Origin of the sequence: Methylovirgula ligni (assembly GCF_004135935.1) — a bacterium.
Classification (GTDB): domain Bacteria; phylum Pseudomonadota; class Alphaproteobacteria; order Rhizobiales; family Beijerinckiaceae; genus Methylovirgula; species Methylovirgula ligni.
The window spans coordinates 2,946,222-2,960,529 of record NZ_CP025086.1 but is presented as its reverse complement, the minus strand read 5'-3'; the positions used below and the strand labels follow the sequence as shown (position 1 = coordinate 2,960,529).

Below are 14,308 nucleotides of genomic sequence, written 5' to 3'. Positions count from 1 at the left end.
ATGTCCGTCGACATTCTGATGCCGGCCCTGTCTCCGACGATGGAGCAGGGGAAGCTCGCCAAATGGCTGAAAAAGGAAGGCGATTCCGTCCGCGCGGGCGATATTCTCGCCGAGATCGAGACGGACAAGGCGACGATGGAGGTCGAGGCGGTCGACGAGGGCACGCTGGCCAAGATCATCGTCCCGGAAGGTACCGAGAATGTTGCGGTCAATTCGCCGATCGCGGTGATCGTTGCCGAGGGCGAGACTTTTGATGGCGCAGCGCCAAGGCCAACGCCTTCAGCTGTGCCGAGAGAGGCCGACGCGCCCGCGGCTTTTATCGCTGAAGCGCCCCCGGCCGTCGCCGTTCAACCTGTTCCGCAGGAGGTCGAACCCGCCGCGGACGTGAAGACCGTCAAGATGACCGTGCGCGAAGCGTTGCGCGACGCGATGGCGGAGGAGATGCGCCGCGACCCTAGCGTCTTCGTCATGGGCGAGGAGGTCGCCGAATATCAGGGCGCCTACAAGATCACCCAAGGATTGCTTGAGGAATTCGGCGCCAGGCGGGTCGTCGATACGCCGATCACCGAACATGCCTTCGCCGGCATTGGCGTCGGCGCGGCCATGGCGGGGCTGAAGCCCATCGTCGAATTTATGACCTTCAATTTCGCCATGCAGGCGATCGACCAGATCATCAACTCCGCTGCGAAGACGCATTACATGTCCGGCGGGCAGATGGAATGTCCCATCGTCTTCCGCGGTCCGAATGGCGCCGCCGCCCGCGTCGCCGCCCAGCACAGCCAGGATTACGCCGCCTGGTATTCGCATGTGCCGGGGCTGAAGGTTGTGGTGCCTTACAGCGCCGCCGATGCGAAGGGTCTGCTGAAGAGCGCCATCCGCGATCCGAACCCGGTGATCTTCCTCGAAAACGAAATCCTTTACGGCCATAGTTTCGAAGTGCCGGAGGGCGAAGACATTCTTGTGCCGATTGGCGTCGCGAAGATCGCGCGGCCCGGCAAGGACGTGACGCTCGTCTCCTTCGGCATCGGCATGATCTATACGTTGCAAGCGGCCGAGACGCTGGCAGGCGAGGGCATCGAGGCGGAGGTAATTGATCTGCGCACCATCCGGCCGCTCGATATCGAAACGGTGCTGGCCTCGGTGCGCAAGACCGGCCGCGCCGTCACGATCGAGGAAGGCTGGCCGCAAAGCGGCGTCGGCTCGGAGATTTCGGCGCGGATCATGGAAGGCGCCTTCGATTATCTCGATGCGCCAGTGCTGCGGATCACCGGCCGCGACGTGCCCATGCCCTACGCCGCCAATCTCGAAAAGCTGGCCTTGCCGAATGTCGCCGAGGTCGTCGCGGCGGCCAAAGCCGTCTGCTATCGTTAGGATCGCGCGGATGTCCGTCAAAATCCTCATGCCCGCACTGTCGCCGACGATGGAGAAGGGCAATCTCACCCGCTGGCTCAAGGCCGAGGGCGATGCAGTGAAGTCCGGCGACGTGATCGCCGAGATCGAGACCGACAAGGCGACGATGGAAGTCGAAGCCGTCGACGAAGGCACGCTCGGCAAGATCCTCGTGCCCGCAGGCACGAACGATGTGCCGGTCAATGAAATCATCGCGCTGATCGCGGAAGAGGGCGAAGACCCCAAGACGCTGACGGCCGGATCGTCCGCACCGGTGCAACCGGCGGCTCCTGTGCCGCTAGCGTCCGTATCAACGCCAACAGCTCCGGCCTCCGCGCCGGGAAATGTCGTCGCCTTTCCGCAGGCGGAGGCCGGCAAGCCGGCGCGCCGTTTCGCCTCGCCGCTGGCGCGCCGCCTCGCGGGGCAGAACAAGCTTGATCTCGCGGCTGTCACCGGCTCTGGTCCGCATGGTCGCATCATCGCCGCCGATGTGACGGCCGCCCTCGCAGCCGGCGTCGGCAAGGCCGCACCTGCTGCCGCAGCGGTTGCGCCGCTGCCGAAGCCGACGCAATCCGACGCGATCATCAAGCAATATTTTGCGTCTGACTCGTTCGACGAAGTTCCGCATGAGACGATGCGCAAGACGATCGCGCGGCGGCTTGTCGAGGCGACGACGAATATCCCGCATTTCTATCTGACCATCGAATGCGAGATCGACGCGCTTTTGAAGCTGCGCGGCGAATTGAACGCCGCAGCACCGAAGGCGAAGGACGGCACGCCCGACTACAAGCTTTCGGTCAACGACATGATCGTCAAGGCTTTGGCTCTGGCGTTGATCGATGTGCCGAACGCCAATGTCACCTTCCTCGAAAACAGCATGCTGCGGCATCATCATGCCGACGTCGCGGTGGCGGTGGCGATCCCCGACGGGCTCATCACGCCGGTGTTGAAGCAGGCCGATCTCCTGCCGCTCTCGGTCATCTCCAGCACGATGAAGGATTATGCCGCGCGCGCCAAACAGCGGCGGCTGAAGCCGTCAGAATATGAGGGCGGCGTCAGTGCCGTCTCCAATCTCGGCATGTATGGGATCAAGGAATTTTCGGCCATCATCAACCCGCCGCAGTCTTCGATCCTCGCGGTCGGCGCGGGCGAGGCGCGGCCCGTTGTGCGCAAGGGCCAGATCGTCCCGGCGACGCTGATCGGCGCGACGCTTTCCTGCGATCACCGCGCCATCGACGGCGCCACGGGCGCGGAACTGCTTTCGGCGTTCCGGCATCATATCGAGGTCCCGCTGACTTTGTTGGGCATTTAGCATGGCGAATGCTTACGGCGTGATCGTCATTGGCGGTGGGCCTGGCGGCTATGTGGCGGCGATCCGCGCGGCGCAATTGGGCCTGAAGACGGCGGTGGTGGAGCGCGAGCATCTCGGCGGCATCTGCCTCAACTGGGGCTGCATCCCGACCAAGGCGCTGCTGCGCTCGGCCGAGATTTATCATTACGCCCGGCACGCGAAGGATTACGGCCTCAGGATCGAGGGCAAGATCGGCTATGACGCCGAGGCGATCAAGGACCGTTCGCGCAAGATCTCGGCGCAGCTCAATGCCGGGGTCGGCTTCCTGCTGAAGAAGAACAAGGTCGATGTGATCTGGGGCGAGGCGCAATTGACCAAGCCCGGCGAGGTCCGGGTCGGCAAGCCGTCGAAGCCGGCGCATCAGCCGCAGGCGGCGCTGCCCAAGGGCGTATTGGGCGAGGGCACCTATCAGGCAAAACACATCATCGTCGCCACCGGAGCGCGGCCGCGCGTCCTGCCCGGGCTGGAGCCGGACGGCAAGCTCATCTGGACCTATTTCGAGGCGATGATGCCGGACGCGATCCCCAAAAGCCTGATCGTCGTCGGCTCGGGCGCCATCGGCGTCGAGTTCGCTTCGTTCTATCGCGACTTCGGCGCCGAGGTGACGCTGATCGAGGTTCTGCCGCGTATCCTGCCGGCCGAGGATGCCGAGATCGCGGCGCTGGCGCAGAAGAGGTTCGAGAAGCGCGGCATCAAGGTCCTCACCGGCACGAAGATCACCAAGGTCGAAAAGGGCGCCAACGGCGTCACCGCCCTTGCGGAAGATGCCAACGGCCAGCCGCAGACCTTGAAAGCCGAGCGGCTGATCTCCGCCGTTGGCGTCATCGGCAATGTCGAGACCCTCGGCCTCGAGGCGCTCGGGGTGAAGACCGAGCGCGGCATCATCGTCACGGACGGGCTCGGCCGCACCAATGTGGCGGGCGTCTATGCCATCGGCGATGTCGCCGGCCCGCCCATGCTGGCGCACAAGGCCGAGCATGAGGGCGTCATCTGCGTCGAGGCCATCGCCGGCCAGCATCCGCATCCGCTTGACCGCGACAGGGTCCCCGGCTGCACCTATTGCAATCCGCAGATCGCCTCGGTCGGCCTGACCGAGGAAAAGGCCAAGGCGGCGGGCTATCAGCTCAGGATCGGCCGGTTCCCGTTCATCGGCAATGGCAAGGCGATTGCCCTGGGGGAGCCCGAGGGCCTGACCAAGACGATCTTCGACGTGGCGACGGGGCGCCTCCTCGGCGCCCATATGATCGGCGCGGAAGTCACCGAACTCATTCAGGGTTTTGTCGTCGCCATGAACTGCGAGACGACCGAGGCGGAGCTGATCGGCACGATCTTCCCGCATCCGACCCTGTCGGAGACGATGCACGAGAGCGTGCTCGACGCTTACGGCCGCGCTATCCATATCTAGGCGGGCCGCTAGTCTTCGTTTGCGACCCAGCGGTCGCCGGCCTTGTGATAGTGTTTTTTGACCGCCGCCCAGGCAATGCGGAAAGCAGCCTCTTCCTGGCGCGGATCGTTCTCGTGTTCGGCATGGGCCGCGTTGAAGGCAGCCCGGAAGATATCCTGGGCGTGGGCTGGCAGATGATCACGGACTTGGGGCGGAAGATCTTCGTTGCTGGAATAAGGCAAGACCGGCTCCTGTCAGTCGGATTCAGTGAGTCCTGGGAAAACCAGGACGATATTTGGTGAAGACCATGACTTTAGCACCGCCCTTACCCTCCACCATCTCCGCGCGTCACCCGGAGAAAGCCCACCGGCCGGACCAGCCGGTGGCGAAGAAGCCGGACTGGATCCGCGTCAAGGCGCCGGGCTCGCCCGCCTGGCGCGAGACCGCCGCGATCGTCAAAGAGCACCGGCTCGTCACCGTCTGCGAGGAAGCCGGCTGCCCCAATATCGGCGAGTGCTGGGAGAAAAAGCACGCGACCTTCATGATCCTGGGGGATACCTGCACCCGCGCGTGCGCCTTCTGCAATGTCAGGACCGGGCTGCCGGGTGCGGTCAATCCGCGTGAGCCGGGGCAGGTGGCGGAGGCGGTCGCCAAACTCGGCCTCGCCCATGTCGTCGTCACCTCGGTCGACCGCGATGATCTCGACGACGGCGGGGCGCGGCACTTCGCGGCGGTGATCGGCGCCATCCGCACGGCCAGCCCGCACACGACGATCGAAGTGCTGACCCCGGATTTTCTGCGCAAGCCCGGCGCGCTGGAGATCGTCGTCGAAGCCAAGCCCGATGTCTTCAACCACAATCTCGAGACGGTGCCGTCGAAATATCCGAGCGTGCGGCCCGGGGCGCGTTACTTCCATTCGGTGCGGCTGCTGCAGCGGGCGAAGGAACTCGACCCGCAGCTCTTCACCAAGTCCGGCATCATGGTCGGCCTCGGCGAGACGCGCGACGAGATTTTGCAACTGATGGACGATCTGCGCAGCGCCGATGTCGATTTTCTCACCATCGGCCAATATCTGCAGCCGACGCGCAAGCATCATCCGGTGATCGCATTCCCGGCGCCGCAGGAGTTCAGCGCGCTGCAGGAGATCGCTCTCGCCAAGGGCTTCCTGCTCGCCTCAGCCTCGCCGCTCACCCGCTCCTCCTATCACGCCGCCGAGGACTTCGCTAAACTCAAAGCCAAACGCGCCAGCAAAACCTGATCAATCTTGCCGCAAGACAAACCGCGGCGCTCTTTGTTATCGATGCACCATGCCCAGTTTTCGCACCAGCCGGATGGTCCCACACTCCGCCAAGGCGATGTTCGATCTTGTCGCGGATGTCGAAGCCTATCCGAACTTCCTGCCGCTATGCCGGGCGCTGACCGTGCGTGAGCATACTACTTTGCCGGATGGCCGCACGCTCTTCGTCGCCGACATGGAAGTCGGCTACAAGGCAATCCGCGAGCGCTTCACCAGCCGCGTGACCTGCGATGCTGAAAAGCTCGAAATCCTCGTCGAATACATCGACGGGCCGTTCCGCCATCTGGAGAATCGCTGGCGTTTCGTCGCGCACGGCGAGCGCTCCTGCAAAGTCGAATTCGATATTTCCTACGAGTTCAAGAGCCGGGCGTTAGCGGTCCTTGTTGGCGGCATGTTTGAAACAGCGTTCCGCAAATTCGCCGAGGCTTTCGAGAACCGCGCCGATCTCGTCTACGGGCGCGCGGGCTGATCAGCCTACCACGGCGTTGAACAGAAGATCGAGGGCGACTCCAACTGCGGCGAGACGGATCTGACTGCGGCCAATGGGCCCGAATCTTTTTTCGATTGTTGCGATCTGCCCGGAGCGGCCATAGCCGAAATAGACAAGTCCGACGGGTTTTGCCTCGGAGCCGCCGTCCGGTCCGGCGATTCCGGTGACGGAAAGCGCGACGCTGGCGGCGGAAAAGCGCAAGGCTCCCTCGGCCATCGCTTCAGCAACCTCGGCGCTGACAGCGCCGAATTGATCGAGAAGATCAGGAGCGACGTCGATGCATTCTTCCTTGGCCCGGTTGGAATAAGTGACATAGCCGCGTTCGAAGACTTTCGACGCACCGGGAATCTCGGTGATCAGTCCGGAGATCAAACCGCCGGTACAGGATTCTGCGGTAACGAGGGTCAACCCCCGCTCGCGATAGCGATCGACCAGCGTCGCGGCACGCTGTCGCAAAGAGGCATCGAACATGAGATCCTTTGCACATTGAGGTTCAGGCAAATGCTATGTGCCTGGATGTCATAGCTGCAATTACCGAAACTGGCGTGTGGATGCATTCCCACCGGAAAATTTTGATGCCGTTGCGTAATAGGCTCGTTTTACCATTCAAATCGTGCAGGCCTCCGGCTGAAACCAGCCCCGGTTGTGCTGCCTGCACATGGTCGTTTCGCAGTGGCGAGATTATTTGCCGTCGGCGAAGAGCCTGCGCGCCCTTGGGTAACGGGCGAGAACCGCTTGCCGGATGCCGGCGATGTCGAATATCCAGGCCAGGCCGCAATAGACGATCGGGCCGATCGTCGCCGCGCTCACAAGCGCGAGCCATGGCGAGCCGAGGCTTCGGCACGGCCAGGTCGCGAGAAGCATGGCCGCAGTCGCGGCGAACACTGCGAGGAAGTCGCGCAGCGCCGGCCAGCGTTTGCTAAGCCGCGCGCCCATGATCGCGATGACGCCCGCGCCGACCGCGTAGCTCGCGCAATGGACCCAGGCAAAGGCTTCGACGCCCGCGCCATGCGGCAGAAAGGCGAGAAGCGCGGCGTAACAGGCAAGGGCTGCGAACGCCGCCCAGATGACCTGGCGCGTTTGCATCGCGAGCTGGAAGACAGGGGTGAAGGCGTATTGGGCGAGACAGTAGAGAACCAGGCCCGGCGCGAGGATGAGACTGAGCTGCGCGAAGTTGCCGCGATATTTCGCCGGAATGAGGATCGCCTCGAAGGAGGGCATGATCGCAACGTAGCCCGCGGCGAGCGGCACGAGGATCGCAGCGACGAGAAGCATATTGATCGCGACCTGCTTTTGCGCGGCATCTTTGCCGTGCGTCGCTTCGCGGCCAACGACAAGCTGAAACAGGAAAGCGTCGAAGCCGGCCGCCGCGGTCTGGAACAGGCGCAGGCTGAGGTCGGTCGCGAGAGAGAGCTGGCCTGCCGCCGCGAAGCCGAGCCAGGCGGCGGCGAGCGAGCGGTTCGCTAATAGAATGAGTTGATAGATGACGCTGGCGATCACGAGCGGAACGCCGTAGTGCCCAAAGGAGAAGATGCGCTCCTTGCGCGCCAGCGAAAGTGCAGCGCCGGGATCTTGAAGCTCCCGCCATACCGGGGCGAGTGAGATCAGCACGGCAAGACTCGACGCGGCAAGGACCGCCGCAGCGTTGCGCAGAACGACACCTGCCGCGATCATCAGGATCAAGCTCGTGACGTTCTTGACGATAACCAGTTTCGCATAGGCGACGTTGCGAAACCGCGCGCGGGCGAGCGCAGTCCAATATTCGAAGAATCCGTTTGCGATCGCCGAGACAATGACAGCGGCCGCGAGCGCCGGGGAGAGATATTTGCCGCCGAAGAGCAGTAGTAATGCGCCGATCAGGATCAGCACCAGCGCGCCCGCGAGATAGGCGGCGTTGAGGCTCGCCCGCAGGTCCGGCTGGCTGTCGCGCGCGGTCGCGCCATAGAGGCGGGTTGCCGAAAGCCGCACCCATTCGAACACGATCGAATTGAGCGTCAGCGCGAGGGTCGCACCGATGGCAAAGCGGCCGAACTCGGCCGGTCCCAGAATTTTGGCGACCACCAGCCCGAGCGCGAAATTGATCGCCGCATTCAGAAAAAAAGTAAGAGAAATCAACATGATGATAACCGGGGCGCGAACCCGGCCATCTTAGAGCCCAGCCTTGAAGGAAGCGTTACGCGATCCGGCGACGCCGAATGCCGGTTCAGCGGGTGCGATCAGATGGAATAGCTGAAGGAATCGTAGGCGAGCTTGCTCAAAATCTGGTTCATGTCGCGCGCCGGCTCGGGGCAGCCGGCGGTGCCGACGATCTTGGCCGGAACGCCGGCGACCGTGGAATTGGCGGGTACCGGGCTCAGCACGACCGAGCCCGCCGCGACGCGGGCGCAGGGCCCGACTTCGATATTGCCGAGGATTTTCGCCCCCGCGCCGATCATCGTGCCGCTCTTGATCTTTGGATGCCGGTCGCCCGATTCCTTGCCTGTGCCGCCGAGCGTCACGTTCTGCAGGATCGAGACATTGTCCTCGATGATGGCGGTCGCGCCGACGACGAAGCCGGTCGCGTGGTCGAGGAAGATGCCACGGCCGAAGCGCGCGGCCGGATGAATGTCGGTCTGGAAAAGTTCGGACGAGCGGCTTTGCAGGTAGAAGGCAAGGTCGCGCTGATTGATGTTCCAGAGATAATGCGCGAGCCGGTGCGTCTCGATGGCGTGAAAGCCCTTGTAGTAGAGCAGGGGCTCGATCAGCCGCGCCGTGGCCGGATCGCGATCAACGACGGCGGCGATATCGGCGCGGAACGCCTTGCCGATTTCGGGGTCCTCGCGCAAGGCGGCGGTAAAAGCGTCGACAATCAGATCTGTGGAAACCGTGCCGTTGGCGAGGCGCAGGGCAACGCGGTGGATGACCGCCTGCTCGAATGTTTCACGATTGATGACTGTGGTCAGGATGAGGGCGGCGAGAACCGGCTCACGCGCCAGAACATCGGCCGCCTCTTGCCGCAAGCGGTCCCAAAGAGTGTCGTCCGAGAAGACTTGCCGCAGAGGCGGCGCTGGTGACGTCGATACGAGCATGACATGCGCTTTCTCGAATGCCATTAGAACAAATCCCGGCTAGCGACAACAGATAAGGTTGAGGAGGCCGCGCGCGCTCATTCGGCAGCTCGCGCAAGTGTGCCGGCGGCGGCAAAGCCGCGATCGAGTTCGGCAACGATATCGTCGATATGCTCTATGCCTACTGACAGGCGGACGTAATTGTCCGAAACGCCGGTTGCAAGCTGATCTTCGGGCGACAATTGCGAATGGGTTGTCGTTGCCGGGTGGATGGCGAGGCTGCGCGAGTCGCCAATATTGGCGACATGATAGAAGAGCTCCAGCCCGTCGATGAAGCGCCGGCCTGCCTCGCGCCCGCCCGCCAGTTCGAAGCCGACGAGGCCGCCATACTGGCCGCGCAGATATTTGTCGGCACGCGCCCGCTCCACGCCGCTTTGCTGCGAGGGGTGGATGATGCGCACGACCTCCGGCCGCTGCTTGAGATATTCAACGACCTTGTTTGCATTCTCGACATGCCGCTCGATGCGCAAGGCAAGCGATTCAATGCCCTGGATGATGAGGAAGGCATTGAATGGCGACAGCGCCGAGCCGAGATCGCGCAACAATGTCGTGCGCGCCTTCAGGATATAGGCGATGGGCCCCAGAGGCTTGGCCGCCTCGGCCCAGATCGCGCCATGATAGCTCGGGTCCGGCGTGTTCAGCGCCGGCTGGCGCTGTGGAAATTTCTCCCAATCGAAATTGCCGCCATCGACGATGAGGCCGCCGATCGAGTTGCCGTGGCCGCCGAGATATTTCGTCGCCGAATAGACGACGATGGCCGCGCCATGCGCGAAGGGCTGGGCGATCAGTGGCGTCGCGGTGTTATCGACGATGAGCGGAATGCCGTAGTCCCGGCCGATGGCGGCAATCTCCGCGATCGGCGGCACGATGAGCTTCGGATTGGGCAGGGTTTCGAGATAATAGGCCCGGGTGCGCTCGTCCGTGGCGCGGCGAAAATTCTCCGGGTCAGCGGGATCGACGAAGCGAACCTCGATGCCTTGCGTCTTCAGCGTATTGGCGAAAAGATTCCAGGTGCCGCCATAAAGATCGGTCGAGGAAACGACATTGTCCCCGGCAGACGCGATGTTCTGCAGCGCGAAGGCCGAAGCGGCCTGGCCGGAGGCAACCGCCAGCGCCGCGGCGCCGCCTTCGAGCGCCGCAACACGTTGTTCGAGCACATCGTTCGTCGGATTGCCGATGCGCGTATAAATGAAGCCGAGTTCGCGCAGGGCGAAGAGATTCTCGGCATGCGCCGTATGATGGAATTGGTAGGACGTCGTTTGATGAATCGGGACGGCGACGGACCCCGTCGTGGGGTCGGCGCGCCAACCAGCATGCAGGGCTAGGGTCTCGGGTTTTCGTGCATCGCGCGACATGGCTTGCTCCAATCGCGAAGTTTGAACCTGGAAGCTTGCGTCGTTCCGTTGGTTAGGAGGTGTGATGCAACTCCGGTCCCGGCAGGGAATCGCGGCGCGCAATCAATTGGCGCGCGGCGCGCTCGGCCGCGTAGGGCTCGGCGAATTGCTGGCCTTCGAGAGCATTGAAACGATGTGTGGCAGCGAAAAAGCTGAACGTCTCAGCGGAGGCGTCGCGGACGACGATTCCCGCGGTGAGTCCGCTAACCTGGACAACATAAGCGTCTGACATCTTTGAAACCCTTTAAAAAACTTCGCGGCGATCAGCGCCGATAATTGGTTAGGTCCGGGCAGGGCGCGAAGATTCGCGCGGCGCAAAGGCCGGACAACAACACGCAAAGATCAATCGGAGCGAAGACTTCAAGGGGGCCTCTTTGGGCGTCGCATTTTAGAGAGCGACGCAGCTTTTATCCGTCAACCATATATACTCTACAAAAATTGTCAACTAATATACGCTGGAGAATGTCCGGCGTTAATGCGAAGAATATTCTCTAGTCAATAAAAAACATAGAAAAGTATATATTGAAACAGTATCTTGCGAATATTATGGAGGGGCTGTAATAGAGCCCTCGTTCGCAAGAATTGTGGAAGCATATATGTAGAACATAATTCTACCATATTGGAATATTCTTCTACTCAAGCTTCTTCAACTTTGTCCAGGAGCCGGTGAATGCCCGACGAAACCGAAGAACCCCATGTCCGTCGAACCTTAAGCGAGGCTGCAGCCAGGCAACTCGCGAATGCCACCAAGACGCGGGCGCAGTGGTCCGGGATTACACCCCGCTGGCTCGTTTCTTTCCTGCCTTGGACGCCGGTCGAAGCTGGCATTTACCGGCTCAACAAGGTCCGTGAGGATGATTCCCTGGCAGATGCCGATGTCGCTTGCAGTCCGCGCCGCGACATTGATTCGGACCTGCCGCTGACCTTCGTCGATTACGAGGCCACGCCGCGCGAATATTCGCTCAATGCGGTGTCGACCGTGCTCGATGTGCAGACCCGCGTCTCCGACCTTTACAGCCATCCCTACGATCAGATTCAGGAGCAGGTTCGCCTGCTCGTCGAAAAGGTCAAGGAGAAGCAGGAAGCCGAGCTCATCAACAATCGCGAGTACGGCCTGTTGACCAATGCGCATCCGTCGATGAAGATTTCGACGCGCGGCGGGGCGCCGACGCCGGACGATCTTGACGAGCTTATCACCAAGGTCTGGAAAGAGCCGGCTTTCTTCCTCGCGCACCCGCGCGCGATTGCGGCCTTCGGCCGTGAATGCACGCGCCGGGGCGTGCCGCCGCCCACGGTTACGCTGTTCGGCTCGCCCTTCATCACCTGGCGCGGCCTGCCGCTGATCCCGAGCGACAAACTCTATATCGACGAAGCCGGCAAGACCAACATCCTCTTGCTGCGCACGGGCGAGAAGAAGCAGGGCGTCGTCGGCCTGTTCCAGCCGGGCATTCCGGGCGAGGTCGCGCCGAGCCTTTCGGTGCGTTTCATGGGCATCAACCGCAAGGCGGTCGCGTCCTACCTGATCTCGCTTTATTGTTCGGCGGCCGTCCTTACGGATGATGCGCTCGGCGTTCTCGAAGGGGTCGAGGTGGGCAAGTACCACCAATATCCGTTTAACTACGCCTAAGCTTTTATACCGCGCCAAGGATCCGGCGGCCGCGTGCCGCCGGACGGAATCAATAGGGTCAGCCCATGCCTTCGGCACCGTCCGCGCCCGATCCGAACCTGATCGCGCAGCTCGCCAATTACTTCTTCCGTACCCCGCCGGACGGCCCGATTCCGACGCGGGATTCGCCGGGTATGCCGCTCGTGCCGCCGAGCCCCAATATGGTGCCGGCGCCTTCGGTCGTGACCAGCGCCGCCCCGCTCATCCCCGCGGCGCTGCCATTTGGACCGCCGGACTTTCCGCCGACGACCATTGCCTCGGTCGTGCCGACGCCAAACATTTCCGCGCCGACAACACCGGCCGCGCCGCATGGTCTGCCCGATGTGCCACAGCCGGGTTCGACCGCAGGCGGCTTCGCGCCGAATGCGCCCGGCGATCTCGATGCCGCGGGCCCGTTGGCGCATCTCGCCGAATTCACCTCCTTCGTGCCGAAGGAGCATCTTGCATCGGCCTTCGGCGCTCAGGATTTGACGCCGTCGCCGTTCAATACGCCGCCGAAGGATTCGCCCTACTTTCTCGACGACAATGCACTGGCGCGACGCGACCTCGATCTTGCCGCGGTCCCGGCCGCGCCAACACCATCAGTGTCGCCGTCGTTGCCGGACACGGCACCCGCCGCCCGTCTGCCCGATGCGCCGGGAATATCCCCGCAGATACCGCAGGGGGCTGACGCGTCTATCCCAAGCGCAAGGCCGGCCGCGCCGGAGCTTCCGCAAAGCTTTGGTTGGCCGAGCGCCGCCGCTCCGCAAACGCCGCAGGCGCCGGTCAATATTCCGCATGTGCCGGATAGCCCCGGCGTTCCCGATGCGCATGTGCCGGGCGAAGCGTTTTATTTCCTCGGCCCGGCGAAGTCCGCCGCAGCGACCGAGACGACGCCGCAGAATGGTGCGACAGCTCCCGCGGCGCCAGCACAGGCGCCCGCAAGCTTCTCGCCACAAATCGTTGCGTTGGAAACAGCGCCCGCCGCCGTCGACCTCGGCTCTTCGACGCGGCCCTTCGACCCCTATACAGTCAAGCGCGACTTCCCGATCCTGCAGGAAAAAGTGCACGGCAAGCCGCTCGTCTGGCTCGACAACGCCGCGACGACGCAGAAGCCGCAATCGGTCATCGACCGCATCAGCTATTTCTACGAACACGAGAATTCCAACATCCATCGCGCCGCGCACGATCTCGCCGCACGCGCGACCGATGCTTATGAGGTGGCGCGGCAGAAGACGGCGCGCTTTCTGAATGCGGGCTCCGAGCGCGACATCATCTTCGTTCGCGGCGCGACCGAGGGTATCAACCTCGTCGCCAAAGCCTGGGGCGGCCGCAACGTCAAGGAAGGCGATGAGATCGTCATCACTTGGCTGGAGCATCACGCCAATATCGTTCCCTGGCAGCAGCTTTGCGGTGCCACCGGTGCCAAGCTGCGCGTCGCGCCGGTCGATAATACGGGGCAGGTGATCCTCGAAGAATACGAGCGCCTGCTCGGACCGCGCACGCGCATCGTCGCCATGCCGCAGGTCTCGAACGCGCTCGGCACGATCGTGCCGGTCCAGGAGATGACGGCGATCGCGCACCGCTATGGCGCCTGCGTGCTGGTCGATGGTGCGCAATCGGTCTCGCATATGCCGGTCGATGTGCAGACGATCGATTGCGATTTCTTCGTCTTCTCGGGCCATAAGGTTTTCGGGCCGACCGGCATCGGTGTCGTCTATGGCAAGCCGGATGTGCTGGCGCATATGCCGCCCTGGCAGGGCGGCGGTAACATGATCGCCGACGTCACTTTCGAGAAGACGATTTATCAGCCGCCGCCGAACCGCTTCGAGGCCGGCACAGGCAATATCGCCGATGCGGTGGGCCTCGGCGCAGCGATCGACTATGTGGAATCGATCGGCCGCGAGATCATCGACCGTTACGAGCATGAACTGCTTGTCTATGCGACGGAGAAAATGCTGACGGTGCCGGGCCTCACCATGATTGGCACGGCGAAAGACAAAGCGAGCGTACTCTCCTTCGTGCTCGACGGCTGCCGCAGCGAGGATGTCGGCAAGGCGCTGAATCAGGAAGGCATCGCGGTGCGGGCGGGGCACCATTGCGCGCAGCCGATCCTGCGCCGCTTCGGCGTGGAGACAACCGTGCGGCCGTCGCTGGCGTTCTACAACACCAAGGACGATGTCGATCTTCTCGTCGCGACGCTGCACCGGATTCAGGCCGGACGCGTCAAAAGATAATCATCAAGCGATAA

At 62.8% G+C, this 14,308-nt stretch carries 13 protein-coding genes; 7 read left to right on the top strand and 6 right to left on the bottom strand.

Features of this window, described 5'->3' with window-relative positions:
• Genes CWB41_RS14285 through lpdA form a run of 3 tightly spaced genes read left to right on the top strand, consistent with a single transcriptional unit; the run spans position 1 to position 4,145 of the window.
• The gene (locus tag CWB41_RS14285) at positions 1-1,371 is read left to right on the top strand and encodes a pyruvate dehydrogenase complex E1 component subunit beta (RefSeq protein WP_115836303.1); all 1,371 of its coding nucleotides are present in this window, start codon (positions 1-3) and stop codon (positions 1,369-1,371) included.
• A gap of 10 nt (positions 1,372-1,381) precedes the next feature.
• A complete protein-coding gene (locus tag CWB41_RS14280) occupies positions 1,382-2,701 on the top strand; it encodes a pyruvate dehydrogenase complex dihydrolipoamide acetyltransferase (protein WP_115836304.1) in 1,320 nt (439 codons plus the stop codon).
• Position 2,702: 1 nt separating this feature from the next.
• Positions 2,703-4,145, top strand: coding sequence for a dihydrolipoyl dehydrogenase (gene lpdA / locus CWB41_RS14275; RefSeq protein ID WP_129396512.1), 1,443 nt, complete (start codon positions 2,703-2,705; stop codon positions 4,143-4,145).
• A gap of 8 nt (positions 4,146-4,153) precedes the next feature.
• Here the strand turns inward: lpdA and CWB41_RS14270 are convergent, their stop codons facing one another.
• Positions 4,154-4,366 (bottom strand): ChaB family protein, encoded by a 213-nt coding sequence (locus CWB41_RS14270; RefSeq protein ID WP_115837966.1) that lies wholly within the window; start codon positions 4,364-4,366, stop codon positions 4,154-4,156.
• 65 nt (positions 4,367-4,431) lie between these two features.
• Here CWB41_RS14270 and lipA point away from each other — a divergent pair, with 65 nt between their 5' ends.
• Together lipA and CWB41_RS14260 are read left to right on the top strand one after the other, a co-directional pair.
• On the top strand, positions 4,432-5,382 hold the full coding sequence (gene lipA / locus CWB41_RS14265; RefSeq protein ID WP_115837968.1) for a lipoyl synthase: 951 nt from the start codon (positions 4,432-4,434) through the stop codon (positions 5,380-5,382).
• A 49-nt stretch (positions 5,383-5,431) separates the two neighbouring features.
• Positions 5,432-5,890 (top strand): type II toxin-antitoxin system RatA family toxin, encoded by a 459-nt coding sequence (locus tag CWB41_RS14260; protein WP_115837660.1) that lies wholly within the window; start codon positions 5,432-5,434, stop codon positions 5,888-5,890.
• Here CWB41_RS14260 and CWB41_RS14255 read toward each other — a convergent pair whose 3' ends face one another.
• From CWB41_RS14255 to CWB41_RS14235, 5 genes are all read right to left on the bottom strand, one after another.
• The gene (locus CWB41_RS14255; protein WP_115837661.1) at positions 5,891-6,382 is read right to left on the bottom strand and encodes a CinA family protein; all 492 of its coding nucleotides are present in this window, start codon (positions 6,380-6,382) and stop codon (positions 5,891-5,893) included. It abuts the gene before it with no gap.
• Between the two features lie 210 nt (positions 6,383-6,592).
• Complete coding sequence (locus tag CWB41_RS14250; RefSeq protein WP_115837663.1) at positions 6,593-8,029, bottom strand: polysaccharide biosynthesis protein; 1,437 nt, start codon at positions 8,027-8,029, stop codon at positions 6,593-6,595.
• A 98-nt stretch (positions 8,030-8,127) separates the two neighbouring features.
• Entirely contained in the window at positions 8,128-8,979 is an 852-nt protein-coding gene (gene cysE, locus CWB41_RS14245; protein WP_115837941.1) for a serine O-acetyltransferase, read from the bottom strand.
• 77 nt (positions 8,980-9,056) lie between these two features.
• Positions 9,057-10,373 carry an O-acetylhomoserine aminocarboxypropyltransferase/cysteine synthase family protein gene (locus tag CWB41_RS14240; protein ID WP_115837665.1) on the bottom strand — a complete coding sequence of 439 codons (1,317 nt, stop codon included), beginning with the start codon at positions 10,371-10,373 and terminating at the stop codon, positions 9,057-9,059.
• Positions 10,374-10,425: 52 nt separating this feature from the next.
• Positions 10,426-10,644 carry a hypothetical protein gene (locus CWB41_RS14235; RefSeq protein ID WP_115837667.1) on the bottom strand — a complete coding sequence of 73 codons (219 nt, stop codon included), beginning with the start codon at positions 10,642-10,644 and terminating at the stop codon, positions 10,426-10,428.
• A gap of 438 nt (positions 10,645-11,082) precedes the next feature.
• On the opposite strand from CWB41_RS14235, the gene CWB41_RS14230 reads away from it, so the two are divergent.
• On the top strand, positions 11,083-12,039 hold the full coding sequence (locus CWB41_RS14230) for a family 2A encapsulin nanocompartment shell protein (protein ID WP_115837669.1): 957 nt from the start codon (positions 11,083-11,085) through the stop codon (positions 12,037-12,039).
• A gap of 65 nt (positions 12,040-12,104) precedes the next feature.
• Positions 12,105-14,294, top strand: coding sequence for a family 2A encapsulin nanocompartment cargo protein cysteine desulfurase (locus tag CWB41_RS14225; RefSeq protein WP_115837671.1), 2,190 nt, complete (start codon positions 12,105-12,107; stop codon positions 14,292-14,294).
• The last annotated feature ends 14 nt before the right edge of the window (positions 14,295-14,308 follow it).

Bases quoted from the DNA above. Each gene is read 5' to 3' on its own strand.
- CWB41_RS14285 (WP_115836303.1), top strand. From the start codon at position 1: ATGTCCGTCGACATTCTGATGCCGGCCCTGTCTCCGACGATGGAGCAG.
- CWB41_RS14280 (WP_115836304.1), top strand. From the start codon at position 1,382: ATGTCCGTCAAAATCCTCATGCCCGCACTGTCGCCGACGATGGAGAAG.
- lpdA (WP_129396512.1), top strand. From the start codon at position 2,703: ATGGCGAATGCTTACGGCGTGATCGTCATTGGCGGTGGGCCTGGCGGC.
- lipA (WP_115837968.1), top strand. From the start codon at position 4,432: ATGACTTTAGCACCGCCCTTACCCTCCACCATCTCCGCGCGTCACCCG.
- CWB41_RS14260 (WP_115837660.1), top strand. From the start codon at position 5,432: ATGCCCAGTTTTCGCACCAGCCGGATGGTCCCACACTCCGCCAAGGCG.
- CWB41_RS14255 (WP_115837661.1), bottom strand. From the start codon at position 6,382: ATGTTCGATGCCTCTTTGCGACAGCGTGCCGCGACGCTGGTCGATCGC.
- CWB41_RS14250 (WP_115837663.1), bottom strand. From the start codon at position 8,029: ATGTTGATTTCTCTTACTTTTTTTCTGAATGCGGCGATCAATTTCGCG.
- cysE (WP_115837941.1), bottom strand. From the start codon at position 8,979: ATGCTCGTATCGACGTCACCAGCGCCGCCTCTGCGGCAAGTCTTCTCG.
- CWB41_RS14240 (WP_115837665.1), bottom strand. From the start codon at position 10,373: ATGTCGCGCGATGCACGAAAACCCGAGACCCTAGCCCTGCATGCTGGT.
- CWB41_RS14235 (WP_115837667.1), bottom strand. From the start codon at position 10,644: ATGTCAGACGCTTATGTTGTCCAGGTTAGCGGACTCACCGCGGGAATC.
- CWB41_RS14230 (WP_115837669.1), top strand. From the start codon at position 11,083: ATGCCCGACGAAACCGAAGAACCCCATGTCCGTCGAACCTTAAGCGAG.
- CWB41_RS14225 (WP_115837671.1), top strand. From the start codon at position 12,105: ATGCCTTCGGCACCGTCCGCGCCCGATCCGAACCTGATCGCGCAGCTC.